Raw genomic sequence first — 25,915 nt, forward strand, 5'->3', positions numbered from 1 at the left:
CGGATTCCCGGGCCAGTACAAAAACGCGTTTGCGCAGATGGTCGCCGTAGCGCCGCCGTGCAGCCGCCCCGACGCAGGTCACCGCGGGCGGTTCTAGACTCAGCAGGGTGTTCCCCCTCGCTCCCATGGCCCGCTTCGGCGGCCTCGTCGCCTCCGGCCTCCAGGACGTGACCCACGATCCCGCGGCTCTTGACTCGTCCGGTTTCTGGGCGGTCTGTTCCGATTTCGAGGGTCGTACGGTCTGTGCCCGCTTCTCCTCCGCACGCCGGGAGGAGGTGCCCGCTCCCGTGCCCGGTGCCTGGCGCGGGCCCGCCGCCGGGCAGTGGGCGACCTCGCTGGACCGTGAGGCCTACACGGCGGGCGTACGGCGGATCCGGGCGTACATCGCGGCGGGCGAGGTCTACCAGGCGAACCTCTGCCGGGTCCTCTCCGCGCCGCTGCCCGACCCCGGCCGGGCGGACGTCGACGCCCTGACCGCGCTGCTCTCACGCGGCAACCCGGCGCCGTACGCAGGAACGATCCGGCTGCCGGAGCACGGGGTGGAGGTCGCCACCGCGTCCCCCGAGCTGTTCCTCCGGAGGGACGGGCGGACCGTCGAATCCGGGCCGATCAAGGGGACCGGGCGCACCGAGGGCGATCTGCTGGAGAAGGACCACGCGGAGAACGTCATGATCGTGGACCTGGTCCGCAACGACCTGGGCCGCGTCTGCGCGACCGGCAGCGTCACCGTCCCCGACCTCTGCGTGGTCGAGAAGCACCCGGGCCTCGTCCACCTCGTCTCCACCGTCCGGGGCGAGCTGGCCGAGGGCGCCGGCTGGCCGGAGCTGCTCGCGGCGGCGTTCCCGCCCGGCTCCGTCACCGGGGCGCCGAAATCCAGCGCGCTGCGGATCATCGAGGAGCTGGAGCGGTCGCCGCGCGGGCCGTACTGCGGTGCGATCGGCTGGGTCGACGCCGACCGGGGAACGGCCTCCCTGGCCGTGGGCATACGGACCTTCTGGATCGACCGGACCGGCCCCGCGCCGCTCCTGCGGTTCGGGACCGGCGCCGGCATCACCTGGGGCTCCGACCCGGAGCGCGAATGGGACGAGACCGAACTGAAGGCGTCGCGGCTGCTCGCTGTAGCGTCGGGCACGTTCGAGCAGACAGGGTTCGAGCAGACAGGAAGGACCTTTTCATGAGGATTTGGGTCAACGGCGGACTGCGGGACGCCGATGATGCCCGGCTGTCGGTGCTCGACCACGGGCTGACCGTGGGCGACGGCATCTTCGAGACGGTCCGCACCAGCGAGGGCCGGCCCTTCGCCCTCACCCGGCACCTCGACCGCCTTACCCGGTCCGCCCGCGGCCTCGGCCTGCCCGACCCGGACCTCGACGAGGTCCGGCGCGCCGCGACGGCGGTCATCGACGCCAACCCCGTACCGCTGGGGCGGCTGCGGATCACCTACACCGGCGGGCTCTCCCCGCTCGGCTCGGACCGGGGCACCGCGGGGCCCAGCCTCGTCGTCGCGCTCGACGGGGTGAGCCGCCGCCCCGACACCACCGCGGTGATCACGGTCCCCTGGACCCGTAACGAGCGCGGCGCGCTCACCGGGCTCAAGACCACCTCGTACGCCGAGAACGTCGTCGCTCTGGCCCGGGCCCGCCAGCGGGGCGCCTCCGAGGCGCTGTTCCCGAACACGGTCGGCCGGCTCTGCGAAGGGACCGGGTCCAACGTGTTCGTCGTGCTGGACGGCCGCATCCACACCCCGCCGGTCGCCTCCGGGTGCCTCGCGGGGATCACCCGCGCGCTGGCCGTCGAGTGGACCGGGGCGGAGGAGAGCGACCTTCCGATGGAGGTGCTCGCCGAGGCCGACGAGATCTTCCTGACCTCGACGCTCCGCGACATCCAGGCTGTGACCCGCGTCGACGACCGGGAGTTGACGCCGGAGCCCGGGCCGGTGACGGCGAAGGCCATGCGGATCTTCGACGAGCGGGCCGGGAACGACCTGGACCCGTAGGGCCTTCCGTCCGGATCGCGCGGGGCCGGAAAAGCGCGTGACGTATGGCCGTCCAGGGGATACAAAACCCTTGATGACCACGACACTCCGGCCGTCCGGGCCGCTTCAGCAGAACGCCGACGGGGCGCGGGCGCGCAGCTATGACGTCTGTGACAACGGGCGGCCCGTCGGCGCCGTATCGATCAGCACCGACGACGCGTTCGGCGCCTCGGCCGGGGTGGTGCGCTCCCTGAGCGTCGACGAAGCGCGGCGCAGGCGCGGCCGTGGCACCATCGCCGCGCTCGCCGCCGAGGAAGTGCTGCGGGGGTGGGGCTGCACCCATGTGCGGACCGAGGTTCCGGCGGAGAACGAGCCCGCCCGGCGGCTGGCGGCCGCGCTCGGCTACACCGAACGCAGCCGCAACATGGTCAAGAGCCTCGGCCCGGCCTCCGCCCCGCTGCCCGAGGGCCTAACCGCGCGTCCGATGGGCGAGCAGGAGTACGCGGACTGGCTGAGCGACGCGGTGCGGTCGTACGCGCAGGAGTGGGTCGACCGGGGCGTACCGCCGGAGCAGGCCCGGCTCAAGTCCGAGGCCGACCACGCCGGGAACCTCCCGGACGGTCTGGCGACCGAGGGCGTGCGGTTCCGGGTCCTGGTGCACGGCGGCGCGGTGGTCGGCCATGTCTGGCTGGCCCTGCGGGAGCTGGAGCCGGGCAGGACCGCCGGGTTCGTCTTCGACGTCGAGGTGCGCGAGGAGCACCGGGGGCGCGGCTTCGGGCGGGCCCTGATGCTCCTGGCCGAGGACGAGACCCGCTCCTGGGGCCACGACCGGCTCGGCCTGCACGTCTTCGCCGCCAACACCCCGGCGCTGCGGCTGTACGAGTCCCTCGGCTACGCGACGACGCGGTACAACCTGGCCAAGGCGCTGTAGGCGGCCCCGGCCCTCCGGGAGGCGGGCGTCAGCCCTGCGCGGCCAGGCGGCGGTCGATGATCTCCTCGATCCGCTCGCGCAGCCCTTCCTGGCTCTTGCCGCCGTCCAGCCGCTCGTCGCCGATCACATAGGTGGGCGTACCGGTGACACCGATCGCCTTGCCCTCGGCCTGGTCGGCGTCGACGATCAGCAGATGGCGGCCGTCGATGAGCGCGGTGTCGAACTCCTCGGCGTCCAGGCCCAGTTCACGGGCGACATCGAGCAGCACCGGCTCACCGGTCCGGCCGAGGTCCGCGGTCCTCGCCAGGAGCGCCTCGATGTACGGCCAGTCCTGGCCCTGGGCGGTCGCCTCCTCGGCGGCCTGCGCCGCGGCGTAGGCGTACTTGTGCTTCTCCAGCGGGAAGTGCCGCAGCCGGATCTCGACGCGGTCGCCGTACCGGGCGCGCACGGCGCGCACATCGCTGAGGGCCTGGTGGCAGTCGGGGCATTCGAGATCGCACCAGATGTCGAGGACGACCGGTGACGCGGGGGTGGAATCGCTCATGGGGCCAGTCTTTCAGGCCGGGCGGACAGCACCCAATCGGCACCGGTGGCAGGTGGCTGCGGGCCTGTGGCCGGCACCCGCAGGCCCCTGACCGGCACCTGCGGAGGAGCCCGGCCCTGAAATGTCCCCGAAGTGGACCGGTGCCGTGGCCCCTGTGCCGGTCGTCGGTGCAGGATGGAGGGGACGTTTCCCCTGCGCCTGGAGGCCCCGATGCTTGCCGAGACCATCTGTTCCGCGGCGTCGGCGGCGGGCCTGGGCATCGCCGCGGTCACCGCCTACCGCAAGCGGTTCCTCACCGCGACCAGGATCGCCGCCTACTCCCTCGTACCGATCGGGCTCGTCCTGACCGGCGTCGTCGAGTGGGTCTCGGGCATCGCGTTCAAGCCGAGCGTCTGGATCGGCTTCGGCGTGCTCGGCCTCGCCTGGCTGCTCTTCATGACCACCCGGGCCGTCGAGCGCCGCAGCGGCACCACCAGCGCGGAGCGCAAGGCCGCGCGGGCCGCCGAGCGCAACGAGGCTGTCGCCCCGGGCGCCTCCGCGCCATCGCTCGGTGCGGGGAGCCGGGCCCGGCCGACGGCAGCGGCAGCAGCACCGAAGCCGAAGAAGAAGCAGGAGGCCGCGGCGCCCGGCGACGACTTCAGCGACATCGAGGCGATCCTCAAGAAGCACGGCATCTGACCGTCCGGCCTTCATCCCCCGGGCGGGGGGCCCGAATGCCTGACGGCAACTCGGACGCCGGAGCGAATCCTGGGAGCCACGGGACGGTGAACTCCCGGGGCAATAGGACAGGTTGACCGCCAACCGGGTCATGGGTGAGTCATGATCACTCCGAGATGGTGGACACATCCCGGGGCGAAGCCCCCGCACCCCCTGCCGAAGAGCCCCGTGGCTGCCTCTTCGCGCTCTCCCAGCCACCCCTGATGATCTTCCTGACGGTGATCGGGAGTCTGCTGTTGATGGCGGCGCTGCACGACCTCTTCCTGTTATGAACCGGCCGGTGACCCGGCCTCCCCGCGGTTCACACCCCGGCCTCCCGGCGCCGGGCCCGGTACGCGGCGACGTGGAGCCGGTTGCCGCAGGTGCGGCTGGAGCAGTAGCGCCGGGAGCGGTTGCGCGAGAGGTCGACGAAGGCGCGCCCGCAGCCGGGCGCATCGCAGCGCCGCAGCCGCTCCTGCTCGCCGGCCACGATGATGAAGGCCAGGGCCATGCCGCAGTCGGCCGCGAGGTGGTCGGCGAGCGAGGCGTCCGGCGCGAAGTAGTGCACGTGCCAGTCGTAGCCGTCGTGGTCGGTGAGCTGGGGTGTGGTCCCGGCCGCGGCGACGAGCCGGTTGACGAGGTCGACCGCGGTACGGGCGTCGGGCGCCGCGAAGACCTCGGCGAAGCGGCTCCGGACGTCCCGCACGGCCCCGAGGTCCTTCTCGCCGAGGGTGCCGACGCCGCTGATGTGGTGCCGCTCGGCGAAGTCGTACAGCGCCGCGAGATCGGCGAGCCCGTCCTCCAGCCCGTCCACGAGTCCGTCCGTCGGGCCGTCCGGCGGCAGCTCGCTCTCCGGGGCGGTGTTCACCAGATCGACCACCGTGTCGAGGGCGATCCGGGTGTCGTGAGGGATCAGCACGCTTCGCTCCCTGGCCTCCGGCGGGCGGGCGCCTGCCGATGGCGGCTGACTCTACTGGCTCGCCCGGCCGCTCCCCGGCCCGGTGCGGGCCTCCGGGGGAGCGGGGGTGCCCGCAGGGCCTTCCACCTGCCGCCGGGACCGTGGCGCACGCACAGGCGCCGTCGCCGCGGTGGATTCCGCGGCGACGGCGCCTGTGTCTGCCCTATGAGGTTGTCCGCGCGACGCCGTCTCCCCGAGTCGGACGGCGCCGGGCAGCTCTCTGCCTGGCTCAGCTCTCGGCCAGGATGTGTGAGAGCTCCGTATCGAGATCGAAGTGACGATGCTCGGTGCCGGGCGGAACCGCGGCATCGGTCCTTTTCAGGAACGACTCCAGGGCTCGCGCCGGAGCTTCGAGCAGGGCTTCGCCCTCTGGGGAGCTCAGTGCGATGCAGACGACGCCTTGACCGTGACTACGTGATGGCCAGACGCGGACGTCTCCGGTGCCGGTGGGCCGGTGCAGCCCCTCGGCAAGGAGGTCACGGGCGAAAACCCACTCGACCGTCTCCTCCGCTCCGGTGTGGAAGGTGGCGTGCACGGCATAGGGATCGGCCGTGTCATACCGCAGGCCCGCGGGTACAGGCAGTGAGGACTCGCTCGACACAACGAGGCGCAGGTGCAGCTCGCAGCTGACCGTGGTGTTCATAAGCGCCAGGGCCTTTCGCTCAGTGTGCGCTCGGGGATTCGCACGTCGGCGAAATCGACATGCCACCTACGGTGGCGTTGTAAACCCCTCTGACCTATTTGTGATGGTTCGGGTCCCTCGCCCAGCGGTGTGTAACTTTGAGTCATGCGCCCATTCAAGTGACGACGACGGGTCGGGTAGGTTGAGCTTCATGAACGCGGAGAGTGACGAGCGGAGCGTGGTCGCCGAAGAGGCTGCCCCGGAGTCCGCTACGGGGGGAACGGCCAAGGCGGAACGCGAGCTGGGATCGCGGGCGCCGGGCTTCATCAAGGCGTCGAAGCCGCTGCACGTGAGCTGGCAGGTCGGCGTCTTCGTCCTCGGCCTGTGTGTGGTGGTGGCCGGAGTGCTGATGCTGGTGCTGCCCGGCCCCGGCTGGCTGGTGATCTTCGGTGGCATGGCGATCTGGGCGACCGAGTTCGTCTGGGCCCAGCTGGTGCTGCGCTGGACCAAGCGCAAGGTCACCGAGGCCGCCCAGCGGGCCCTCGACCCCAAGGTCCGGCGGCGCAACATCATCCTCACCACGGTGGGGCTGGTGATCATGGCGGTGCTGGTCGGGATCTACGTCTGGAAGTTCGGCCTCGCCCTGCCGTGGAAGGTCGGCGAGTAGCGCCGGGGACGGTCCAGGAGCGCCGCTGACATGGGGTAATGTTTGCGGTGCGCCCGGGCGATTAGCTCAGTGGGAGAGCGCTTCGTTCACACCGAAGAGGTCACTGGTTCGAACCCAGTATCGCCCACCCGGACAGAGGGCCCCGAGACTTTCCGAAGTCTCGGGGCCCTCTGCGTTCCCGGTCCGGAACCCCCTGCGGGATCCCGGACCGGGTACCGCTCACCGCATCCGGCCCAGCACGTCCTTCAGCCTCCGTGCTTCGCGCAGCCGCTGCTCGTACGTGGCCCCCACGGCCAGCAGCAGCAGCCCGGCCAGCGCCGGCGGCAGCCAGCGCGGCAGTGCGCCGGCCACCTGGACGACGTACGGCGCCAGCTCGTGCAGGGTGTCCAGGGCCAGCACCGCACCGCCGAGCAGCAGCAGCGCCTGCAGCCGGTACTTCGCCCCCAGCAGCGTGATCACCAGCGCCGTCACGCCCAGCAGCAGCGGGCGCAGCCAGTCGGGGTCGGTCCAGGCCACGGTCAGGCTCGGCAGCAGCGTCGCCGCGAGCCCCGGCCCGTACGCCGTCCAGGAGGACGCCTCGGGGTCCTTGCGCCGCCGCAGTACGCCGACGACCAGCGCGGGCACCGTCACCGGCAGGGTGTACGCCTCCGGCACCGACACCTCCGACGCCGCCAGCCGGACCCAGGTCGCCGTCACGAAGAGCACCGCCGCCAGGTGCCCCGCCACGGGACGTCGCTCCGGGCGCACCGCCGCTCCCGCCGCCAGCACCCCGCACAGGGCGAGCACCAGGGCCAGGAACGGTGCCCGGCCCACCGCCAGCCCCACCGCGACCAGGGCACCCAGCGCCCCGGTCAGCTCCACCGGCAACGCCACCGGGTGCCGCCGCAGCCGCGCCCCCAGCCCCACCGTCACCGCGGGCACCACGAGCAGCAGCGGCGCGGCCTCGTGCGGCGCGAGCCCCAGGGAACGGGCCGCGCACCCCGTCAGCACCGTGCCCCACACCACCGCGGCCACCGCGAGCACCGCCTGCTCCACCACCGCACGCGTCCGCAGCGCCGCCCCGGTGAACAGCACCGCCAGCGCCCCGGACACCGCGTACGTCGCCGCCTCCGAAGCCAGCGACAGCAGCCCCACGCTCACCGCCCCGCCGACCACACCCACCAGCGCGCTCACCCTCAAGGCGGCTCCGATGCCACCGCCCGGCCCGGCGCCTTCGGCCGTACCGGCGCCACCGGCACCCCGGTCGGCGCCCCGGACCGCCAGTACCAGCAGCCCCGCCACCAGCACCGTCTCCAGGGCCACCGCCACCGGGTACGGCACACCCAGCGTCGCCGCCGCCAGCAGCAGCGTGCCCCAGCCGAGGCCCAGCGCCCCCGCGCCCGCCGCACCGCGCACCTTCGCACCCGGTGTGATCAGCGGAGCGGCGACCCGCACCAGCGCCGGCCACCACCGGAACGCGGCTCCCAGCCCCCCGGCCACCACCGCGAGCACCACCGGGGCAGCGACCATCTCCGACCACGGCATCGACGCCCCGAGCGCGCCCCGGAACCCGTCCGGCGCCCCCGCCCACACCTCGGCGACCAACTGGACCGGGCCCAGCAGCACCGCCGCGACCGGAGGCAGCGCCCACACCAGGGCACCGGCCACCACGGCGCCCGCCGCCAGCAGCACCCCGCGCCCGGCGCTCCGCGGCAGCCGTACCCGTACGACGAACAGCAGGGCCAGGCCGCAGAGCAGATACACCGGCACCTGCCAGGTGCCCGGCACCGCCGCCCGCAGCACGCCTCCGACCGCGGCCACCGCCGCCAGGCCGGCCATCGCGCCGCCGACCTGCGCATAGCCGTCAGGGGTGCGCCACGCACCGGCCAGCGCCGCGACGGCCGCCGTCAGCAGCAGCGCGCCCGGCAGCAGGGCGCCGAGCGGACCGCCGGCCGTCAGCGACTCCCCGAGCCCCGTCAGCAGCGCGGCGGACCCCGTCACCGCCAGACCGGTCCCCGCCGTGACCCGCACACCGAGACCCTTGCCCCACAGTGCGATCGCCCCGTCGGCAACCGCCGTCACCAGCAGCGCCCAGCCGACCACGACCGCCGGGGCACCGGCGGCCCAGGCCCCCAGCAGCAACGGCCACTGGACGAAGAACACGGCCGCGGGCAGCGGCAGGTGCAGCTTGCCCAGCGCCAGGCCGTAGGCCGCCCAGAGCGCGGCGAGCACCGCCGAGGCGGCCGCCGTGAACGTGAGCCCGTCGGCGTCCGGTGCCGCCACCGCATGGATCGCGTAGACGTCCAGCAGCGTCAGCACCAGCGCGAGCGCCGCCAGCGCCTCCGCCGTGGCCGCGAGCTTGCGGCGCAGCAGGACCGCGGGGGCGGCGAGCGCCGCCAGGGTCACCAGCGCCAGGACGGCGGACCGGCCGCCGATGCCCATCGAGCCCCAGCTGACGAGGGTGAACGCGACGGCCGCGACCGTCAGCAGCAGACCGCCCAGCGTCAGCAGCACGTTCTGCGCGCTGCGCGGCGCGGACGGCTTCGCGGTCCGCGGCACGGACCCCCACGGCTGCCCCGGGGCCCAGCCGTGGCCGACGGGCGGCGTACTCCAGCGGGGTGTGTTCGGCGCCTGCGGCTGCAACGCGCTGACCAGCCAGGCGCGGCGGGTCAGCAGGTGGGCCCTGCGGGCGTCCAGCTGAGCCAGTTCTCGGTCGAGGAGCGCCAGTTCCTCGGCGGGCGGCGGCACATGTTCCATGTACGGGAGTGTGGCCCCGGGCCTCTGCCTCGTACATGCGCTCGGATACTCACTTTCCGCGTTTCCGCGTCTGAGTAAGTCCCGGGGCGGCCCGGCCGGAAGCGGTTTGAACGAAGCCCGCCGAGCCCTGTATGGTTCAACCCGTTCCCGGGCGATTAGCTCAGTGGGAGAGCGCTTCGTTCACACCGAAGAGGTCACTGGTTCGAACCCAGTATCGCCCACCGGGAAAAGCCGGTCCGCCAGCATGATGGCGGACCGGCTTGTCTGCGTTCAGGCGGCAGCGGCGGGCAGCTCCGGGCGCAGCGGCCACGCCTGATCCACCACTTCCGGTGTCCCGCTCCGGGCGAACCACGCCTCCAGGCCCCGGGCCTGCGCCGCGTGCCAGGTGGCCTGGAGGGTGTGCAGCTCGGCGGGGGAGAGCCGCTCCAGCCGGGAGGAGAAGCGGCGGCATATCGCGCGCACCAGTTCCAGTGAGGCCGTGGCGTCGGCCGCCGCGTCGTGGGCGCCGTCGAGCGGCACCTCGTACAGCTCGCACAGATCCGTGAGCGTGCGGCGGCCCTTGCGGTAGCGGTCCAGGTGTTTGTCCAGCACCCGGGGGTCCACCACCCGCAGTGGCACATCCGCCATGTACCCGGCCAGCGACGAGGCCCGGTGCCGCTTCAGCTCGCGGTCCAGCAGGGTCAGGTCGAACGGCGCGTTCATCACGACCAGCGGGCGGCCCGTCGCGCACTGCTCGGCCAGCGAACGGGCGATCTCGTCGACCACGGGAGCGGGCCAACGGCCGTTGCGCTGAAGGTGATCGTCGGTCAGACCGTGGATCTCCGTCGCCCCCGCGGGCACCGGGATCCCCGGGTTGACCAGCCAGCGGGTGACGCGGACGCGCCCGCCCGTCGTGTCCTGCGCGACGAGAGCGGCCGAAACGATCCGGTCCTGCTCGACGTCCACGCCTGTCGTCTCCGTGTCAAAAGCGGCCAGCGGCCCTTCGAACCAGTGCATCATCCCCGAACTCCTCGCACCTGCACGGCAGATGGAGTGATTCCTCTGCCCGATATCGGTGATACCCGTGCTGTTTGCCTGATACGCCGTTTGCGGGCGTTCTCCTGCGGTGACAACACAGTTGAGGGGGAGGGAAGTTGCTTGTCGGTCCTGTCCCCGGTCCTATCTGACGGCACGTCCGGAAGGCATACGGAGCCATGGCGCTCGCGCAGCCCGACCCCGGGGGGCCCGCCCGCGCCGAAGGGTTCGGGACGGTGGAGCAGCCGAACACCCCGCTGCGCGGCTCCCTCGCCACCACCGCCTGCATGGAGACCCTCCAGGTGGGATACCTGCACGCCGTCGCCGCGGCGGCGGGATGTTCGCTCTCCCAGCCCTTCCCCGACAACGGCATCGACTGGCACGTCAGCCACGGCGCCGCCGCCCACACCGTCGACGACGAAGTGACCATCAAGGTGCAGCTCAAGTGCACCTACCAGATACCGCCGCACCCGGCGGGCGGGGCGTTCTCCTTCACGCTCGACAACGCCCATCTCGTCAAGCTCGCCCGCACCCCGGTCTCGGTGCACAAGATCCTGGTGGTGATGCTCGTGCCCCGCAGCCAGGACGAATGGCTGAGTGCCGGGCCCGGCAGCCTCGATCTGCGGCACTGCTGCTACTGGACCAACCTGGCCGGCCACGCGGTGACGGGCCGGTACCGGACCACCGTGCGCATCCCGACCTCACGGATCTTCGACGACCGCGCACTCTGCGACATCATGGCCCGGGTCGGGGCCGGAGGGAGACCCTGATGCACCGGTCGACGGACGAACCCACGGGACCGGCGGAGCTGCCCGGCGCCCGGTCGCACCACGCCGCGAGCACGGAGTACGGCGACCCGGGCGGGGACTGCACCCCGCTGCCCGACCCGGCGGTCCTCACCGCGCTCCTGCACCGGTACGGCTGGCAGCGGCGCGGGGGAGCGGCCGGGCGGTACAGCCGCTGGTCCCCGCCCGGAACGGTCGCCGGAGCCAGCCTGCTGGTCCCCGAGAACACCGCCTTCCCCGACACCGACGACCTGCTGGCCGAGGCGCTCACCGCGCTCTCCCGCAGCGCCGCCCCGACCGCCCGGTCCATCCTCGTCTCCCTCGCCGTCCCCAGCGACGAGGTCCGCTGGTGGCGAGAGGTCCCGGAGTCGGCGGCCGGGGCGGCGGGCGCCTCGGGGTGGGCGGAGACGGAGGAGCTGCGCTCGGCGGCCCGGCAGATCCTCCTCGCCGGGGCGCTCGCGGCACGCGGCCGGGCCGGCTACCACGGGGCCCGGCACCGGCGGAAGGCCCGGGCGGCGCTGGACGGGACGCTCATCGGGCCCGCGCCCGGCGGCCGCCGGCTCACCGCGTTCGTCCCCGTCGACTCCGGACGGGCCGTCGCCGTCCAGCTCTGCCACGCGCTGCACGCCACCCGGGAGGCCGTCGACTACCAGCGGGCCACCGGGGGCATGGAGGCCTTCGACAGCGCGGTGGCGGCGGGCGTCAGCCGGGAGCTGACCGAGGCCCTGGTGACCCTGGTGCGCGGTACGGAGGGCGCCGGGATCGACCTGCGGTGGGCGCCCGCCGCAGGCACCCCGGACGGCTGCCCGGCCCGCCCCGAGCCGGTCGAGTTCTCCCCGGGCGACCTGCCCGCCCTGCGCTCCGCCGGGGCCCGCTACCTCCGGGAGGAGCCCGCGGTCCCGGTCCGGATCACCGGCGCGGTGGTCCGGCTGCGCCGCTCGGGGCCGCGCGGCGCCGGGATCGTACGGCTGCGGGTGCTGGCGGGGGCGGAGGTCGCGCACGTACGGGTGGAGCTGGACGAGGAGGCGTACCGGATCGCGGGCCACGCCCATCTCGTCGGGCTGCCGCTGCGGGTGGAGGGGCGGCTGGAGCGACGGGACGGCTTCCGGCGGCTCACCGGGGCGTCGCAGGTCGCGCCCGTGCAGGTCGACGAGGCCGAGCGGGACCGGCTGATGAAGTCGCTCCAGGAGAACGTGGACTTCTTCGAGGAGGCGTGCGCGGGGGAGGAGCCCTGACGCAGGGGGAAGGCGTTCGCATCGGGGGCGTACGGCTCGGTACGATCCATAGTGGCCGCCCACTACCGGGCAGGCCGTTCCCTCAGTCAGGAGAGACCGGTGTCAGACGTCCGTGTGATCATCCAACGCGATTCCGAGCGGGAAGAGCACGTGGTGACGACGGGCACGACGGCCGGCGAGCTCTTCCCCGGTCAGCGCACCGTCGTCGCCGCGCGTATCGGCGGCGAGTTGAAGGACCTCTCCTACGAGCTCCAGGACGGCGAGTCCGTCGAGCCGGTGGAGATCTCCTCCGAGGACGGCCTCAACATCCTGCGCCACTCCACCGCGCACGTCATGGCCCAGGCCGTGCAGGAGCTCTTCCCCGAGGCCAAGCTCGGCATCGGCCCGCCGGTCAAGGACGGCTTCTACTACGACTTCGACGTCGAGAGGCCCTTCACGCCCGAGGACCTCAAGGCCATCGAGAAGAAGATGCAGGAGATCCAGAAGCGGGGCCAGAAGTTCTCCCGCCGGGTCGTCTCCGACGAGGCCGCCCGCGAGGAGCTGGCCGACGAGCCGTACAAGCTGGAGCTCATCGGCATCAAGGGCTCCGCGTCCTCGGACGACGGCGCGGACGTCGAGGTGGGCGGCGGCGAGCTGACCATCTACGACAACCTGGACGCCAAGACCGGCGACCTGCGCTGGAAGGACCTCTGCCGTGGTCCGCACCTGCCGACCACCCGGTTCATCCCGGCGTTCAAGCTGATGCGCAACGCCGCGGCCTACTGGCGCGGCAGCGAGAAGAACCCGATGCTCCAGCGCATCTACGGCACCGCCTGGCCGACCAAGGACGAGCTGAAGGCGCACCTGGAGTTCCTGGAGGAGGCCGCCAAGCGCGACCACCGCAAGCTCGGCAACGAGCTGGACCTCTTCTCCTTCCCCGACGAGATCGGCCCCGGCCTCGCGGTCTTCCACCCCAAGGGCGGCGTCATCCGCCGGGCCATGGAGGACTACTCGCGCCGCCGTCACGAGGAGGAGGGCTACGAGTTCGTCTACAGCCCGCACGCCACCAAGGGCAAGCTCTTCGAGAAGTCCGGCCACCTGGACTGGTACGCCGACGGCATGTACCCGCCCATGCAGCTCGACGACGGGGTGGACTACTACCTCAAGCCGATGAACTGCCCGATGCACAACCTGATCTTCGACGCGCGCGGCCGCTCCTACCGCGAACTGCCGCTGCGTCTCTTCGAGTTCGGCACGGTGTATCGCTACGAGAAGTCGGGCGTCGTGCACGGCCTGACCCGCTCGCGTGGCTTCACCCAGGACGACGCGCACATCTACTGCACCAAGGAGCAGATGGCGGAGGAGCTCGACCGCACGCTCACCTTCGTGCTGAACCTGCTGCGCGACTACGGGCTCACCGACTTCTACCTGGAGCTCTCCACCAAGGACCCGGAGAAGTACGTCGGCTCCGACGAGACCTGGGAGGAGGCCACCGAGACGCTCCGCCAGGTCGCCGAGAAGCAGGGCCTCCCGCTGGTCCCGGACCCGGGCGGCGCCGCGTTCTACGGCCCGAAGATCTCCGTGCAGTGCAAGGACGCCATCGGCCGCACCTGGCAGATGTCGACCGTGCAGCTCGACTTCAACCTGCCGGAGCGCTTCGACCTGGAGTACACCGGCCCGGACGGTTCCAAGCAGCGCCCGGTCATGATCCACCGCGCCCTGTTCGGCTCCATCGAGCGCTTCTTCGCCGTGCTCCTGGAGCACTACGCGGGCGCCTTCCCGGTCTGGCTCGCCCCGGTCCAGGCCGTCGGCATCCCGATCGGCGACACCCACATCCCCTACCTCCAGGAGTTCGCCGCCAAGGCGCGCAAGCAGGGGCTGCGGGTGGACGTGGACGCGTCGTCCGACCGGATGCAGAAGAAGATCCGCAACCAGCAGAAGGCCAAGGTGCCCTTCATGATCATCGCTGGTGACGAGGACATGGCCAACGGTGCCGTCTCCTTCCGCTACCGCGACGGGTCGCAGGAGAACGGCATCCCGGTCGACGAGGCCATCGCCAAGATCGCGAAGGCCGTCGAGGACCGCGTGCAGGTCTGATCCCTTGTCGAGTCACGGCCCCCGGAGCGCTACCCGCGCTCCGGGGGCCGCTTCTCGTCCTCCCGCGTGAACACCTGGATCAGCCAGGACGAGAACGACCCCGTCACCGCCCCCAGCAGCGCGAGACCGCACGCCATCAGCCCCGCCGCCACCGTGCGCCCCCAGAAGGTGACCGGTGCGGCGTCGCCGTAGCCGACCGTCGAGAGCGTCGCGCACGCCCACCACACCGCGTCCCCGAACGTGCGGATGGAGGCGCCGGGGGCGGTGCGCTCCAGGTGGTACACCGCGAGTGCGGCGGAGAAGCCGAGCAGGACGGCGCTCAGGCTCGCGTACGACATCACCCGGGCGTACAGATTCAGCCGCGGCCGGTCACGGCGCTGCTGCACCGCCGTGTAGACCTTGACCATGCGCAGGGGGCGCAGCAGCGGCAGGAGCAGCACCAGGGTGTCGAGCCAGTGCGTGTGGACGAAGCGTGCGCCCAGGCCGCTGAGGTGCAGCCGCACCGCGTAGTCCGCGAGGAAGAGCAGCCACATCGACCAGACCAGGATCAGGGCGATGTCGTGCCACGGCTGGGCGTCGTGCGGGGCCAGGATCCGGGCCGCGTACCCCGCCAGGAAGAGCAGGGAGGCGGCGAAGAGCGGAAGCTCCGTGCGCTGCTCCCAGCGGGTCGGCCGGGTGGGGGCCTCCGGGGCGGGTCGCTGGCTCATCGCCTCAGCATCGCCGGGCGGGCTCGGGTGCGGCCCCGGCGACACGCTCCGCGCGGGTGACGCAATATGCTGATCGGCATGACGAGTGAGCCGGAGCAGCAGATCGGCGTGGGGACGCCCGACGCGTTTCAGCGTCTGTGGACGCCCCATCGGATGGCGTACATCCAGGGCCAGGACAAGCCGAGCGGCCCGGGCGCCGAGGACGGCTGCCCGTTCTGTTCGATTCCGGCGAAATCCGACGAGGACGGGCTCGTGGTGGCGCGCGGCGAGCACGTCTACGCGGTGCTGAACCTCTACCCGTACAACGGCGGGCACCTCATGGTCGTCCCCTACCGGCACGTCGCCGACTACACGGAGCTGGACGGTCCGGAGACGGCGGAGCTGGCGGACTTCACCAAGCGGGCGATGGCGGCCCTGCGCGCCGCCTCCGGGGCGCACGGGTTCAACATCGGGATGAACCAGGGCTCGGTCGCCGGGGCCGGCATCGCCGCCCACCTGCACCAGCACCTGGTGCCGCGCTGGGGCGGGGACACGAACTTCATGCCGGTGATCGGCCACACCAAGGTGCTGCCGCAGCTCCTGGGCGGCACCCGGGCGATGCTGGCCGGTGCCTGGCCGGCCAGCTGAGCGGGACCGACCCGTACATGGAGAAGGGCCCCCACGTTGGGGCCCTTCTCCATGTACGTACGGACTACGCGTCGTAGACGTCGGCCTTGCGCGGGGCCGGGTCCTGGACCAGGCCGCTCAGTATCATCGAGCGGCTGTCGAAGCGCTCGGTGTCCACGCCGTTCTCCGCGAGGACCCGCATCGCCGCCGAGTGGACCACGCGCAGCACCGGGGTGGCCGCGCGCATCGCGTCGTCCGCCATGAAGCGGTGGTTCCACGGCTTGGCGGCCCAGGCGTGCCGCAGTCCGAAGGGCTCCGGAAGCACTATCTTCCCGCCCAGGTAGTCCAGCACCGGGGGATACCAGGTGAAGGGCGCCCGCAGGGCGAGCCGGACGACCTCCCGCGCCTCCACCACCGGCAGCTGGATGTCCCGGGTCTCCCAGAACCTGACGGTCTTGTTGACCGTCTTCGTCCGGGCCGCGGGCTTGGCGAAGAACAGCCCGTGCACCGGGCCCAGCGCATGCCCGGTGACCTCGATGCGCAGCGTCTCGTGGAGCACGGTGACCGTGATCATCATGGTGATCACGAGCTGACCGTCCCAGAGGGCGAACTGCACACCCAGGTAGTGCCGGTCACCGCTGCCGAACTGCTGGTGGTTGCAGATCCGCTGTATCTCGTGCGGCTTCACCTGGAAGGTCGCGACGTCCTCGCCGTCGGGGCGGGAGACGGAGTCGGCGTTCTCACCGATGGGGGAGACGATCCAATGCTTCACGGAGGGCTTGGGGAAGCCGCCGGTGTTGAGCGGGCCGCGCTCCAGCATCTTCAGCTGGTCGTGGATGATCCGGATCAGGTCCCAGCTGCGGAACTGGTGGATCTCCCGCGTCGGGTCCTTCGGGGTCAGCTCCTCGGCCAGCTGCCAGCTGCCCCACCGGGTGCCCATCCCGAGGATGCCCTTGGGGCCGGCGTAGAAGACCGCGTTGGACTGCTGCTCCGCCGAGAGCTTCTCCAGCCCCTGGCGCAGGGCCTCGCGCGCGGTCTCGTTGGGGTTCTTCGGCACCGCTTCCGGGATCTTGGCGATGACGCCGGTGCCGGACAGCAGCCCGTCCCAGCGGGCCCGCAGGTCCTTTGCCGAGGTCTCCGCGATCCTTTTGGCGAGGAACCAGCCGATCAGCGGGGCGACGATCGCCCCCCGGACGTAGAGGGGCAGGACCCCGTCCGTGGGCAGCTTCCACAGCAGGATCAGCGCGCCGATCCCGAACACGGCGAGCAGCACCGTGCCGACCGCCCGGAACGCGGCGTCCTTGGACTTGGCGAGGGCGTCCTTGATACGGAACGCGATGACCCAGGCGATCATCCCCGGCAGGAACAGGAAGCCGAACACCCCGGTCACCAGTGTGAGCCGGGTGTCGCGCGCCTTACGGAGGTTGGTCGCCGACAGGCAGTGCTCCACCACCGTCTGCGGATCGGTGCCGAAGGACTGGATGAGCGCCGCGCGGGAGCCGCCCAGCATGCGTTCCTGGACGGCCCGGGAGAACGCCTCGCCGAGATTGGGCTTGAAATAGTCGGACTTGAAGAGCTTCGAGGCCCCCGGCTTCACCGTGGACTTGTGCCACTCGCTGTTGGCATCGAGGATCACGTCCACCGGACTGTCGCGGTACGCGGCCGATGCCAGGGCGTTGGTCGCCACCGACTGGCCGCCGGACCCCTGGATCGGGATCTGCGCCCCGGGTGAGAAGTCGAATACGTCGTTGGCCACTGCCGCCCCCACTCGCCGCACGGTCTGCTCCTGCGGGTGTGCCCAACTACCCTACGCGGCATACCTTCTGAGCTGCGCCCACAGCGTATCGCCCGGATCCCCGCGCCACCCGTCACCTCAAGGGAAGCGGGGGCTGTTTGCGACAGTGCGCCGGTCACGCGCCGGGTGATCCGGCCCCCTGCTCCGCGCGGACCCGGTCGGCGAGTTGCGGCGGCATCGCCTCGAACCGGGCGTGCGTACGGCCGAAACGGCCGGTGCCGTGCGTCAGTGAGCGCAGGTCGAGGGGGTACCGGCCGATCTCCGTCTCCGGCACCTCCGCCCGTACGAGGGTGCGCCCGCCCGGACTCTGCTCGGTGCCCACCACCCGGCCGCGCCGCCCCGACAGATCGCTCATCACCGGGCCCACGTAGTCGTCGGGGACCAGCACGGTGACCTCGCAGACCGGCTCCAGGAGCTGGATACGGGCGTCCGCCGCGGCCTCGCGCAGGGCGAGCGCCCCCGCGGTCTGGAACGCGGCGTCGGAGGAGTCCACCGAGTGCGCCCTGCCGTCGAGGAGGGTGACCCGCACGTCGACGAGCGGGTGCCCGGCGGACAGGCCCCGGGCGGCCTGGGCCCGTACACCCTTCTCCACCGACGGGATGAACTGGCGCGGCACCGAACCGCCGACGACCTTGTCCACGAACTCGATGCCGCTGCCCGCGGGCAGCGGCTCCACCTCTATCTCGCAGATCGCGAACTGCCCGTGCCCGCCGGACTGTTTGACGTGCCGTCCGCGCCCGGCCCCCCGCCCGCCGAACGTCTCGCGCAGCGCGACCCGGTGCGGTTCGGCGTCGACCTGGACGCCGTATCGGCTGCGCAGCCGCTCCAGGGCGACTTCCTGGTGGGCCTCGCCCAGGCACCACAGGACGACCTGGTGGGTGTCCGGGTTCTGTTCCAGGCGCAGGGTGGGATCCTCCGCGACCAGCCGGGCCAGCCCGTGGGAGAGCTTGTCCTCGTCCGCCTTCCCGTGCGCCTTCACCGCCGTCGGAAGCAGTGGGTCCGGGGTCGACCAGGGCTCGATGAGGACCGGGTCGCCGGACCGGGAGAGGGTGTCGCCGGTCTCCGCCTCGCCGAGCCGGGCCACGCAGACCAGGTCGCCCGCGACGCACCGGTCCACCGGATGCTGCTGCCGGCCGAACGGCGATGAGAGCGCGGTCACCCGGATCTCCGCCTCGTGACAGGGGCGCGGAGCCTGCCCCGCCGCGTCCAGGCCGTGGCCGCACAGATGCACGGTGTCGTCGGGTCGCAGGGTGCCGGAGAAGACCCGGACCAGCGAGATGCGGCCCGCGTACGGGTCGGACGACGTCTTGACGACCTCCGCGAGCAGGGGGCCCTCCGGATCGCAGACCGGGGTGGCCCTGGGTTCGCCGGACGGTGTGGTGACCACGGGCGGGGTGCGCTCCAGCGGGGTCGGGAAGCCGCGCGTGATCAGTTCCAGCAGCTCCACGGTGCCGATGCCCTGCCGGGCGCCCTCGGCCGCGGGGGCGGCGGCCAGCACGGGAAAGAAGGTGCCCCGGGCGACGGCTCGCTCCAGATCCGCGATCAGTGTCGCTATGTCGATGTCGCCGCCTCCGCCGTCGAGGTACCGGTCCATCAGCGACTCGTCCTCGCTCTCGGCGATGATCCCCTCGATCAGCCGGTCGCGGGCCTCCTTCAGCGGTGCCTCCTGGCCGGGCGCGGGCGGCAGCTCGGCCCGCTCCCCGGAGGAGTGGTCCAGGATGCGCTGGGTCAGCAGCCCGGTCAGCCCCGTGAGCGGCGCATGCCCGTCGGCACCCTCGGGGCCGAGCACCGGCAGATAGAGGGGGAGTACGGCATCGGGGTCGTCCCCGCCGAACGTCTCCGCGCAGATCCGGGTCATCTCCTCGAAGGAGGTGCGCGCGGTGTCGAGATGGGTGACGACGATCGCCCGGGGCATCCCGACGAGCGCGCACTCCTCCCACACGGCCCGGGTGGTCGCCGCCACCGACTCCGCCTCCTGGGCCGCCGAGACGACGAAGAGGGCCGCGTCCGCCGCCCGCAGACCGGCCCGCAGCTCCCCGACGAAGTCGGCGTACCCGGGGGCGTCGAGCAGATTGACCTTGCGGCCGTCCCACGCCACCGGGACCAGGGAGAGGTGGACGGAACGCCGTCGGCGCCGCTCGATCTCGTCGTGGTCGGAGACGGTCGCCCCGTCCTCGACCCGGCCCGCCCGGGTCAGGGCCCCCGCCGTCAGAGCCAGGGCCTCGACCAGGGTGGTCTTGCCCGATCCGCTGTGGCCGACCAGCACCACGTTCCGTACGTCGGAGGGATGGCCGGCCGCCGGTACTCCTCCGGCGGCCCCGGGGTGTGCGTGCGTCTTCTCGCCCATGAAGTGCCTCCCGGCGGGTGGCGCGGTGCGGGTACGGGAGAGGAGCCGACCGCGCGATGGGGGAGCGGTGGTCACGGGTACGGGGGAGAGCCGTCGCGGCGGCCTCGGCGACGCCCGCGGTCCTTCGAGCTTGGCACCGCGGAGGGGGCGCGTCCATATGTCGGGGGCGGCGGGCGCATCCCGTGACACCCTGCGGCGGGTGCCCGTCCGGTGGAGGGCACCGGTCGTGACTACGATGGGCCAGCCGGTGGCCGAAGGGGCCGCTCGGCCAACCGAACCCTCGGGAAAGCCATGCTGAACAAGTACGCGCGTGCATTTTTCACGCGTGTCCTCACACCGTTCGCCGCTCTGCTGCTCCGTCTCGGGGTCAGCCCCGACGCGGTCACTCTCATCGGCACGGCCGGAGTGATGGCAGGTGCGCTGGTCTTTTTCCCGATGGGGGAGTTCTTCTGGGGCACCATCGTCATCACGCTCTTCGTCTTCTCCGACCTCGTCGACGGCAACATGGCCCGGCAGGCCGGGATCTCCAGCCGGTGGGGCGCGTTCCTCGACTCGACGCTGGACCGGGTCGCCGACGGGGCGATCTTCGCCGGCTTCGCCCTCTGGTACGCGGGCAGTGGTGACGACAACATCCTGTGCGCCGTCGCGATCTTCTGCCTGGCCAGCGGCCAGGTGGTCTCGTACACCAAGGCGCGCGGTGAGTCGATCGGCCTGCCGGTCGCGGTGAACGGGCTGGTGGAGCGCGCCGAACGCCTGGTCATCTCGCTGGTCGCGGCCGGCCTCGCCGGACTGCACACGTTCGGGGTCCCGCACATCGACATCCTGCTCCCGATCGCGCTGTGGATCGTCGCCGTCGGCTCCCTGGTGACGCTGATCCAGCGCGTGGTGACCGTGCGCCGCGAGTCCGCCGAAGCCGACGCCGCCTCCGCTGTCAACGGTCCGGCCGACCGATGAGCGCGCTCAAGGGCCGGATCACCGACGGTCTGTACGGGCTGGGCTGGGGCGCGGTCAAGAAGCTGCCCGAGCCCGCCGCCACGGCACTGTTCCGCACCATCGCCGACCAGGTCTGGAAGCGGCGCGGCAAGAGCGTGCTGCGCCTGGAGTCGAACCTGGCCCGGGTGGTCCCGGACGCGAGCCCGGAACGGCTGGCCGAGCTGTCGCGGGCCGGGATGCGCTCGTACATGCGCTACTGGATGGAGTCGTTCCGGCTGCCGGCCTGGAGTCCGGAGCGGATCAAGGCGGGCATCGACATCGCCGGCACCGACCGGCTGTTTGAGGGGCTGGACGCCGGGCGCGGAGTCATCGTCGCCCTGCCGCACCTGGCCAACTGGGACCTCGCCGGCGCCTGGGTCACCACCGATCTGAAGGTCCCCTTCACCACCGTCGCCGAACGGCTGGAGCCCGCGACGCTCTACGACCGGTTCGTCGCCTACCGCGAGGGCCTGGGAATGGAGGTCCTGCCGCACAGCGGCGGGGCGGCCTTCGGGACCCTGGCCCGGCGGCTGCGCGCGGGCGGCCTGATCTGCCTGGTCGCCGACCGTGACCTCTCCGCCTCCGGGGTGGAGGTCTCGTTCTTCGGCGCCACCGCCCGGATGCCCGCCGGCCCCGCCCTGCTCGCCCAGCAGACGGGCGCGATGCTGCTGCCGGTGACCCTCTCGTACGACAGCACGCCGGTGATGAAGGGGATCATCCACCCCGCGGTCGAGATGCCGGGAGAGGGCACCCGGGCGGAGAAGACGGCCACCATGACCCAGGGACTGGCCGACGCCTTCGCCCTCGGCATCGCCGAACACCCTCAGGACTGGCACATGCTCCAGAGGCTCTGGCTGGACGACCTGGACCCCCGGGGGGAACCCACGTGAAGATCGGCATCGTCTGCCCGTACTCCTGGGACGTACCCGGCGGCGTGCAGTTCCACATCCGGGACCTGGCCGATCACCTCATCGGACTCGGCCACACCGTCTCCGTCCTGGCCCCGGCCGACGACGAGACCCCGCTGCCCCCTTACGTCGTCTCGGCGGGCCGGGCCGTCCCGGTCCCGTACAACGGCTCCGTCGCCCGGCTGAACTTCGGCTTCCTGTCGGCCGCCCGGGTACGCCGCTGGCTGCACGACGGCACCTTCGACGTGATCCACATCCACGAGCCGACCTCCCCGTCGCTCGGCCTGCTCGCCTGCTGGTCGGCGCAGGGCCCGATCGTGGCCACCTTCCACACCTCCAACCCGCGCTCCCGGGCGATGATCGCCGCGTATCCGATCCTCCAGCCCGCCCTGGAGAAGATCAGCGCGCGGATCGCGGTCAGCGAGTACGCCCGGCGCACCCTGGTCGAGCACCTCGGCGGCGACGCCGTGGTCATCCCGAACGGCGTCGACGTCGGCTTCTTCGCCAAGGCCGAGCCGAAGGCCGAGTGGCAGGGCCAGACCCTCGGCTTCATCGGCCGCATCGACGAACCCCGCAAGGGCCTGCCCGTCCTGATGAAGGCGCTGCCCGCGATCCTCGCCGCCCGCCCGGAGACCCGGCTGCTGGTCGCGGGGCGCGGCGACGAGGAGGAGGCGGTGGCATCCCTGCCGAAGGAGCTGCGCGGACGCGTCGAGTTCCTCGGCATGGTCAGCGACGATGACAAGGCCCGGCTGCTGCGCAGCGTCGATGTGTACGTGGCCCCGAACACCGGCGGCGAGAGCTTCGGCATCATCCTGGTCGAGGCGCTGTCGGCGGGTGCGCCGGTGCTGGCGAGCGACCTGGACGCCTTCGCGCAGGTGCTGGACCAGGGCGCGGCGGGCGACCTGTTCGCCAACGAGGACGCCGACGCACTGGCCACCGCCGCGATCCGGCTGCTGGGCGACCCGGAGCGCCGGGCCGGGCTGCGGGAGCGGGGCGAGGCCCATGTGCGGCGCTTCGACTGGGCGACGGTCGGGGCCGACATCCTCTCGGTGTACGAGACGGTGACGGACGGGGCCGCCTCGGTGGCGGAGGACGAGCGGTCGGGGCTGCGGGCCCGGTTCGGGCTGGCGCGGGACTGAGAGCGGGACCGGGGCCTCCCGTTGAGAGCCGGGGCCTCCCGTTGAGAAGGGAAGGCCCCGGCGACGGTAGCGTGTGCGACCGTGACCGTAACCCTCATCATCTGGATCGCCGTCGCCCTCGTCGCGATCGGCGTGTACCTCAGCTGGACCGCGGGCCGCCTGGACCGACTGCACTCCCGCATCGACGCCTCCCGCGCCGCACTCGACGCCCAGCTCCTGCGCCGCGCCTCGGTCACCCAGGAGCTGGCCACCTCCGGTGTCCTGGACCCGGCCGCCTCCATCGTGCTGTACGAGGCCGCGCACGCCGCCCGGCAGGCCGAGGAGGACCACCGCGAGGTCGCCGAGAGCGAGCTGAGCACCGCCCTGCGCGCCGTGTTCGGCGAACCGGCCCAGGTGGAGGCGGTGAAGGAGGTGCCCGGCGGCGAGGACGCGGCCACCGAACTGGCCGCCGCCGTACGCCGCGTACCGATGGCCCGGCGCTTCCACAACGACTCCGTGCGCGCCGCCCGCGCCCTGCGCCGGCACCGTACCGTGCGGCTTTTCCGGCTGGCCGGGCACGCGCCGTTCCCGTTGGCCTTCGAGATGGACGACGCCCCGCCGGTGGCCCTGGCGGACCGCCCCGGGACCTGAAACCGGACTGCTCCACGCGCTTCGCCGGGACGCACACCGTCGCAAAACGATCCACGGCCTGCCTATTGGCCCTTGCTGTGGACTGGTCCCACAGCGTTTGCTCGGCGGTGCAGTCTTCAGCGTCTTTCACCGAGTGAGGTCCCGTGTCCACGCTTCCCAGCACCCCGCAGTCCGCCGAGTCCACCGCCATCGGCACCGCCCGCGTCAAGCGCGGCATGGCCGAGCAGCTCAAGGGCGGCGTGATCATGGACGTCGTCGACGCCGAGCAGGCGAAGATCGCCGAGGACGCGGGCGCCGTGGCCGTCATGGCCCTGGAGCGGGTGCCCGCCGACATCCGCAAGGACGGCGGCGTGGCCCGGATGTCCGACCCCAACATGATCGAGGAGATCATCGGGGCCGTCTCCATCCCCGTCATGGCCAAGTCCCGCATCGGCCACTTCGTCGAGGCCCAGGTGCTCCAGTCCCTCGGCGTCGACTACATCGACGAGTCCGAGGTCCTGACCCCGGCCGACGAGGTCAACCACAGCGACAAGTTCGCCTTCACCACCCCCTTCGTCTGTGGCGCCACCAACCTGGGCGAGGCCCTGCGCCGCATCGCCGAGGGCGCGGCCATGATCCGCTCGAAGGGCGAGGCCGGCACCGGCAACGTCGTCGAGGCCGTCCGCCACCTGCGCCAGATCAAGAACGAGATCGCCCGTCTGCGCGGCTTCGACAACAACGAGCTGTACGCCGCCGCCAAGGACCTCCGCGCCCCCTACGAGCTGGTCAAGGAGGTCGCGGAGCTCGGCAAGCTGCCCGTCGTGCTGTTCTCCGCCGGTGGCGTCGCCACCCCGGCCGACGCCGCGCTGATGCGCCAGCTCGGTGCCGAGGGCGTCTTCGTCGGCTCCGGCATCTTCAAGTCCGGCGACCCGGCCAAGCGCGCCGCCGCCATCGTCAAGGCCACCACCTTCTACGACGACCCGAAGGTCATCGCGGACGCCTCCCGCAACCTGGGCGAGGCCATGGTCGGCATCAACTGCGACACCCTGCCCGAGTCCGAGCGCTACGCCAACCGCGGCTGGTAACCACTGATGAGCGACACCCCTGTGATCGGCGTCCTCGCACTGCAGGGCGACGTACGGGAGCACCTGATCGCCCTGGCCTCGGCCGATGCCCTGGCCAGGCCGGTCCGGCGCCCCGAGGAGCTCGCCGAGGTCGACGGCCTGGTCATCCCGGGCGGCGAGTCCACCACCATGTCCAAGCTGGCGGTCCTCTTCGGCATGATGGAGCCGCTCCGCGAGCGGGTCAGGGCCGGGATGCCGGTCTACGGCACCTGCGCCGGGATGATCCTGCTCGCCGAGAAGATCCTCGACCCGCGCTCGGGCCAGGAGACCGTCGGCGGCATCGACATGATCGTGCGGCGCAACGCCTTCGGCCGGCAGAACGAGTCCTTCGAGGCCGCGGTCGAGGTCGACGGCATCGACGGCGGGGCGGTGGAGGGCGTCTTCATCCGCGCCCCCTGGGTGGAGTCCGTCGGGGCCGAGGCCGAGGTCATCGCCGAGCACGGTGGCCACATCGTGGCCGTACGGCAGCGAAATGTCCTCGCCACGTCGTTCCATCCCGAACTGACCGGCGACCATCGCGTGCACGCTCTGTTCGTGGAGATGGTGCGCGCAGTGAACTGAGCGGACCCCGGTAGGATCTCTCGGGTTCGACTCGATTTTGGTGACGCGAAGGAGAAGGCAGATGTCCGGCCACTCTAAATGGGCTACGACGAAGCACAAGAAGGCCGTGATTGACGCCAAGCGCGGCAAGCTCTTCGCGAAGCTGATCAAGAACATCGAGGTCGCGGCGCGTTCCGGCGGCGTGGACCCCGATGGAAACCCGACCCTCGTCGACGCCGTCCAGAAGGCGAAGAAGAGCTCCGTCCCGAACAAGAACATCGACTCCGCGGTCAAGCGCGGCGGCGGTCTCGAAGCGGGCGGCGCCGACTACGAGACGATCATGTACGAGGGTTACGGCCCCAACGGTGTCGCGGTGCTCATCGAGTGCCTCACCGACAACCGCAACCGTGCCGCCTCGGACGTCCGGGTCGCGATGACGCGCAACGGCGGCTCCATGGCCGACCCGGGCTCCGTCTCGTACCTCTTCAACCGCAAGGGCGTCGTGATCGTCCCCAAGGGCGAGCTGGGCGAGGACGACGTCCTCGGCGCGGTGCTCGACGCGGGTGCCGAGGAGGTCAACGACCTCGGTGAGTCCTTCGAGGTGGTCAGCGAGGCCACCGACATGGTCGCGGTGCGCACCGCGCTCCAGGAGGCGGGCATCGACTACGACTCCGCCGAGGCCAGCTTCCTGCCGACCATGCAGGTCGAGCTGGACGAAGAGGGCGCGCGCAAGATCTTCAAGCTCATCGACGCGCTGGAGGACAGCGACGACGTGCAGAACGTCTTCGCCAACTTCGATGTCTCCGACGAGGTCATGGAGAAGGTCGACGCCTGAGGCGCGGCCGGCACAGCTCGGTGCGACGGGCCGACGGGGACACCCCGTCGGCCCGTCCTCTTGTCGGTTGCGGCGGTTCGGTTGCGACGGTTTG

Annotated in this window: 25 protein-coding genes and 2 tRNA genes; 19 read left to right on the top strand and 8 right to left on the bottom strand. The window is 72.0% G+C overall.

The genetic code is table 11. From position 1 onward, the window contains the following. The first annotated feature begins 125 nt into the window (after window positions 1–125). The 3 genes from ACK8N7_RS31080 (at window position 126) to ACK8N7_RS31090 (ending at window position 2,906) form a co-directional block, all read left to right on the top strand. Window positions 126–1,178: a chorismate-binding protein gene (locus tag ACK8N7_RS31080; protein WP_500445879.1), complete on the top strand. Its 1,053-nt coding sequence runs from the start codon at window positions 126–128 to the stop codon at window positions 1,176–1,178. Continuing rightward, window positions 1,175–1,996 carry an aminotransferase class IV gene (locus tag ACK8N7_RS31085; RefSeq protein WP_403212140.1) on the top strand — a complete coding sequence of 274 codons (822 nt, stop codon included), beginning with the start codon at window positions 1,175–1,177 and terminating at the stop codon, window positions 1,994–1,996. Before ACK8N7_RS31080 ends, ACK8N7_RS31085 begins: the two co-directional genes overlap by 4 nt. Before the next feature lie 73 nt (window positions 1,997–2,069). Then, window positions 2,070–2,906, top strand: a complete 837-nt coding sequence (locus ACK8N7_RS31090) for a GNAT family N-acetyltransferase (protein WP_403212142.1) — start codon at window positions 2,070–2,072, stop codon at window positions 2,904–2,906. A 28-nt stretch (window positions 2,907–2,934) separates the two neighbouring features. On the opposite strand, the gene ACK8N7_RS31095 is transcribed toward ACK8N7_RS31090, so the two are convergent. Continuing rightward, complete coding sequence (locus ACK8N7_RS31095) at window positions 2,935–3,450, bottom strand: DsbA family protein (protein WP_403212144.1); 516 nt, start codon at window positions 3,448–3,450, stop codon at window positions 2,935–2,937. A gap of 210 nt (window positions 3,451–3,660) precedes the next feature. Here ACK8N7_RS31095 and ACK8N7_RS31100 point away from each other — a divergent pair, with 210 nt between their 5' ends. Both ACK8N7_RS31100 and ACK8N7_RS31105 read left to right on the top strand, forming a co-directional pair. Next, complete coding sequence (locus ACK8N7_RS31100; RefSeq protein WP_500444629.1) at window positions 3,661–4,128, top strand: hypothetical protein; 468 nt, start codon at window positions 3,661–3,663, stop codon at window positions 4,126–4,128. A gap of 155 nt (window positions 4,129–4,283) precedes the next feature. Further along, complete coding sequence (locus ACK8N7_RS31105; protein WP_164711272.1) at window positions 4,284–4,439, top strand: hypothetical protein; 156 nt, start codon at window positions 4,284–4,286, stop codon at window positions 4,437–4,439. 29 nt (window positions 4,440–4,468) lie between these two features. Here ACK8N7_RS31105 and ACK8N7_RS31110 read toward each other — a convergent pair whose 3' ends face one another. Together ACK8N7_RS31110 and ACK8N7_RS31115 are read right to left on the bottom strand one after the other, a co-directional pair. Then, on the bottom strand, window positions 4,469–5,065 hold the full coding sequence (locus ACK8N7_RS31110; RefSeq protein WP_500444630.1) for a CGNR zinc finger domain-containing protein: 597 nt from the start codon (window positions 5,063–5,065) through the stop codon (window positions 4,469–4,471). 268 nt (window positions 5,066–5,333) lie between these two features. Then, complete coding sequence (locus ACK8N7_RS31115; protein ID WP_003959770.1) at window positions 5,334–5,747, bottom strand: SsgA family sporulation/cell division regulator; 414 nt, start codon at window positions 5,745–5,747, stop codon at window positions 5,334–5,336. A 190-nt stretch (window positions 5,748–5,937) separates the two neighbouring features. Here ACK8N7_RS31115 and ACK8N7_RS31120 point away from each other — a divergent pair, with 190 nt between their 5' ends. Next, window positions 5,938–6,393 (top strand): TIGR02611 family protein, encoded by a 456-nt coding sequence (locus tag ACK8N7_RS31120; RefSeq protein WP_500444631.1) that lies wholly within the window; start codon window positions 5,938–5,940, stop codon window positions 6,391–6,393. Window positions 6,394–6,448: 55 nt separating this feature from the next. Beyond that, window positions 6,449–6,520: transfer RNA gene (locus tag ACK8N7_RS31125), tRNA-Val, on the top strand. A gap of 92 nt (window positions 6,521–6,612) precedes the next feature. Here ACK8N7_RS31125 and ACK8N7_RS31130 read toward each other — a convergent pair. Beyond that, entirely contained in the window at window positions 6,613–9,129 is a 2,517-nt protein-coding gene (locus ACK8N7_RS31130) for an SCO7613 C-terminal domain-containing membrane protein (protein WP_500444632.1), read from the bottom strand. Between the two features lie 149 nt (window positions 9,130–9,278). On the opposite strand from ACK8N7_RS31130, the gene ACK8N7_RS31135 reads away from it, so the two are divergent. Further along, window positions 9,279–9,350: transfer RNA gene (locus tag ACK8N7_RS31135), tRNA-Val, on the top strand. Window positions 9,351–9,399: 49 nt separating this feature from the next. On the opposite strand, the gene ACK8N7_RS31140 is transcribed toward ACK8N7_RS31135, so the two are convergent. After that, complete coding sequence (locus ACK8N7_RS31140) at window positions 9,400–10,128, bottom strand: 3'-5' exonuclease (protein WP_015607406.1); 729 nt, start codon at window positions 10,126–10,128, stop codon at window positions 9,400–9,402. A gap of 194 nt (window positions 10,129–10,322) precedes the next feature. Here ACK8N7_RS31140 and ACK8N7_RS31145 point away from each other — a divergent pair, with 194 nt between their 5' ends. The 3 genes from ACK8N7_RS31145 (at window position 10,323) to thrS (ending at window position 14,239) form a co-directional block, all read left to right on the top strand. After that, window positions 10,323–10,913, top strand: coding sequence for a DUF4365 domain-containing protein (locus tag ACK8N7_RS31145; RefSeq protein ID WP_015607405.1), 591 nt, complete (start codon window positions 10,323–10,325; stop codon window positions 10,911–10,913). Then, a complete protein-coding gene (locus ACK8N7_RS31150; protein WP_500444633.1) occupies window positions 10,913–12,163 on the top strand; it encodes a hypothetical protein in 1,251 nt (416 codons plus the stop codon). The genes ACK8N7_RS31145 and ACK8N7_RS31150 overlap by 1 nt, the downstream gene beginning before the upstream one ends. 99 nt (window positions 12,164–12,262) lie before the next feature. Further along, complete coding sequence (gene thrS, locus ACK8N7_RS31155; RefSeq protein WP_500444634.1) at window positions 12,263–14,239, top strand: threonine--tRNA ligase; 1,977 nt, start codon at window positions 12,263–12,265, stop codon at window positions 14,237–14,239. A gap of 29 nt (window positions 14,240–14,268) precedes the next feature. Here the strand turns inward: thrS and ACK8N7_RS31160 are convergent, their stop codons facing one another. Further along, entirely contained in the window at window positions 14,269–14,946 is a 678-nt protein-coding gene (locus ACK8N7_RS31160) for a potassium channel family protein (RefSeq protein WP_500444635.1), read from the bottom strand. Window positions 14,947–15,012: 66 nt separating this feature from the next. Here ACK8N7_RS31160 and ACK8N7_RS31165 point away from each other — a divergent pair, with 66 nt between their 5' ends. Continuing rightward, complete coding sequence (locus ACK8N7_RS31165; RefSeq protein WP_500444636.1) at window positions 15,013–15,573, top strand: HIT family protein; 561 nt, start codon at window positions 15,013–15,015, stop codon at window positions 15,571–15,573. 64 nt (window positions 15,574–15,637) lie between these two features. Here ACK8N7_RS31165 and ACK8N7_RS31170 read toward each other — a convergent pair whose 3' ends face one another. Together ACK8N7_RS31170 and ACK8N7_RS31175 are read right to left on the bottom strand one after the other, a co-directional pair. Beyond that, window positions 15,638–17,308, bottom strand: a complete 1,671-nt coding sequence (locus ACK8N7_RS31170; protein ID WP_403212164.1) for an AbeC-like domain-containing protein — start codon at window positions 17,306–17,308, stop codon at window positions 15,638–15,640. A gap of 154 nt (window positions 17,309–17,462) precedes the next feature. Next, window positions 17,463–19,694 (bottom strand): elongation factor G-like protein EF-G2, encoded by a 2,232-nt coding sequence (locus ACK8N7_RS31175; RefSeq protein ID WP_500444637.1) that lies wholly within the window; start codon window positions 19,692–19,694, stop codon window positions 17,463–17,465. Window positions 19,695–19,985: 291 nt separating this feature from the next. On the opposite strand from ACK8N7_RS31175, the gene pgsA reads away from it, so the two are divergent. The 7 genes from pgsA to ACK8N7_RS31210 all read left to right on the top strand — a co-directional run bounded on the left by pgsA (window position 19,986) and on the right by ACK8N7_RS31210 (window position 25,821). Then, the gene (pgsA, locus tag ACK8N7_RS31180; protein WP_403212168.1) at window positions 19,986–20,648 is read left to right on the top strand and encodes a phosphatidylinositol phosphate synthase; all 663 of its coding nucleotides are present in this window, start codon (window positions 19,986–19,988) and stop codon (window positions 20,646–20,648) included. Beyond that, complete coding sequence (locus tag ACK8N7_RS31185; protein ID WP_403212170.1) at window positions 20,645–21,556, top strand: phosphatidylinositol mannoside acyltransferase; 912 nt, start codon at window positions 20,645–20,647, stop codon at window positions 21,554–21,556. The genes pgsA and ACK8N7_RS31185 overlap by 4 nt, the downstream gene beginning before the upstream one ends. Further along, window positions 21,553–22,713: a glycosyltransferase family 4 protein gene (locus ACK8N7_RS31190; protein ID WP_403212172.1), complete on the top strand. Its 1,161-nt coding sequence runs from the start codon at window positions 21,553–21,555 to the stop codon at window positions 22,711–22,713. Before ACK8N7_RS31185 ends, ACK8N7_RS31190 begins: the two co-directional genes overlap by 4 nt. Window positions 22,714–22,794: 81 nt before the next feature. Beyond that, complete coding sequence (locus ACK8N7_RS31195) at window positions 22,795–23,343, top strand: hypothetical protein (RefSeq protein ID WP_403212174.1); 549 nt, start codon at window positions 22,795–22,797, stop codon at window positions 23,341–23,343. A gap of 143 nt (window positions 23,344–23,486) precedes the next feature. After that, a complete protein-coding gene (gene pdxS, locus ACK8N7_RS31200) occupies window positions 23,487–24,407 on the top strand; it encodes a pyridoxal 5'-phosphate synthase lyase subunit PdxS (RefSeq protein WP_015607394.1) in 921 nt (306 codons plus the stop codon). Window positions 24,408–24,413: 6 nt separating this feature from the next. After that, a complete protein-coding gene (pdxT, locus tag ACK8N7_RS31205) occupies window positions 24,414–25,007 on the top strand; it encodes a pyridoxal 5'-phosphate synthase glutaminase subunit PdxT (protein WP_500444638.1) in 594 nt (197 codons plus the stop codon). Window positions 25,008–25,068: 61 nt separating this feature from the next. After that, complete coding sequence (locus tag ACK8N7_RS31210) at window positions 25,069–25,821, top strand: YebC/PmpR family DNA-binding transcriptional regulator (RefSeq protein ID WP_403212176.1); 753 nt, start codon at window positions 25,069–25,071, stop codon at window positions 25,819–25,821. Window positions 25,822–25,915: the final 94 nt, after the last annotated feature.

The sequence above is a fragment of the Streptomyces griseobrunneus genome, assembly GCF_046713465.1.
Taxonomy (GTDB): domain Bacteria; phylum Actinomycetota; class Actinomycetes; order Streptomycetales; family Streptomycetaceae; genus Streptomyces; species Streptomyces microflavus.

What these genes read in the sequence shown, in the direction of transcription:
- ACK8N7_RS31080 (WP_500445879.1), top strand. Translation starts at nt 126, where the DNA reads ATGGCCCGCTTCGGCGGCCTCGTCGCCTCCGGCCTCCAGGACGTGACC.
- ACK8N7_RS31085 (WP_403212140.1), top strand. Translation starts at nt 1,175, where the DNA reads ATGAGGATTTGGGTCAACGGCGGACTGCGGGACGCCGATGATGCCCGG.
- ACK8N7_RS31090 (WP_403212142.1), top strand. Translation starts at nt 2,070, where the DNA reads ATGACCACGACACTCCGGCCGTCCGGGCCGCTTCAGCAGAACGCCGAC.
- ACK8N7_RS31095 (WP_403212144.1), bottom strand. Translation starts at nt 3,450, where the DNA reads ATGAGCGATTCCACCCCCGCGTCACCGGTCGTCCTCGACATCTGGTGC.
- ACK8N7_RS31100 (WP_500444629.1), top strand. Translation starts at nt 3,661, where the DNA reads ATGCTTGCCGAGACCATCTGTTCCGCGGCGTCGGCGGCGGGCCTGGGC.
- ACK8N7_RS31105 (WP_164711272.1), top strand. Translation starts at nt 4,284, where the DNA reads ATGGTGGACACATCCCGGGGCGAAGCCCCCGCACCCCCTGCCGAAGAG.
- ACK8N7_RS31115 (WP_003959770.1), bottom strand. Translation starts at nt 5,747, where the DNA reads ATGAACACCACGGTCAGCTGCGAGCTGCACCTGCGCCTCGTTGTGTCG.
- ACK8N7_RS31120 (WP_500444631.1), top strand. Translation starts at nt 5,938, where the DNA reads ATGAACGCGGAGAGTGACGAGCGGAGCGTGGTCGCCGAAGAGGCTGCC.
- ACK8N7_RS31130 (WP_500444632.1), bottom strand. Translation starts at nt 9,129, where the DNA reads ATGGAACATGTGCCGCCGCCCGCCGAGGAACTGGCGCTCCTCGACCGA.
- ACK8N7_RS31140 (WP_015607406.1), bottom strand. Translation starts at nt 10,128, where the DNA reads ATGATGCACTGGTTCGAAGGGCCGCTGGCCGCTTTTGACACGGAGACG.
- ACK8N7_RS31145 (WP_015607405.1), top strand. Translation starts at nt 10,323, where the DNA reads ATGGCGCTCGCGCAGCCCGACCCCGGGGGGCCCGCCCGCGCCGAAGGG.
- ACK8N7_RS31150 (WP_500444633.1), top strand. Translation starts at nt 10,913, where the DNA reads ATGCACCGGTCGACGGACGAACCCACGGGACCGGCGGAGCTGCCCGGC.
- ACK8N7_RS31160 (WP_500444635.1), bottom strand. Translation starts at nt 14,946, where the DNA reads ATGAGCCAGCGACCCGCCCCGGAGGCCCCCACCCGGCCGACCCGCTGG.
- ACK8N7_RS31165 (WP_500444636.1), top strand. Translation starts at nt 15,013, where the DNA reads ATGCTGATCGGCATGACGAGTGAGCCGGAGCAGCAGATCGGCGTGGGG.
- ACK8N7_RS31175 (WP_500444637.1), bottom strand. Translation starts at nt 19,694, where the DNA reads ATGGGCGAGAAGACGCACGCACACCCCGGGGCCGCCGGAGGAGTACCG.
- pgsA (WP_403212168.1), top strand. Translation starts at nt 19,986, where the DNA reads ATGCTGAACAAGTACGCGCGTGCATTTTTCACGCGTGTCCTCACACCG.
- ACK8N7_RS31185 (WP_403212170.1), top strand. Translation starts at nt 20,645, where the DNA reads ATGAGCGCGCTCAAGGGCCGGATCACCGACGGTCTGTACGGGCTGGGC.
- pdxT (WP_500444638.1), top strand. Translation starts at nt 24,414, where the DNA reads ATGAGCGACACCCCTGTGATCGGCGTCCTCGCACTGCAGGGCGACGTA.
- ACK8N7_RS31210 (WP_403212176.1), top strand. Translation starts at nt 25,069, where the DNA reads ATGTCCGGCCACTCTAAATGGGCTACGACGAAGCACAAGAAGGCCGTG.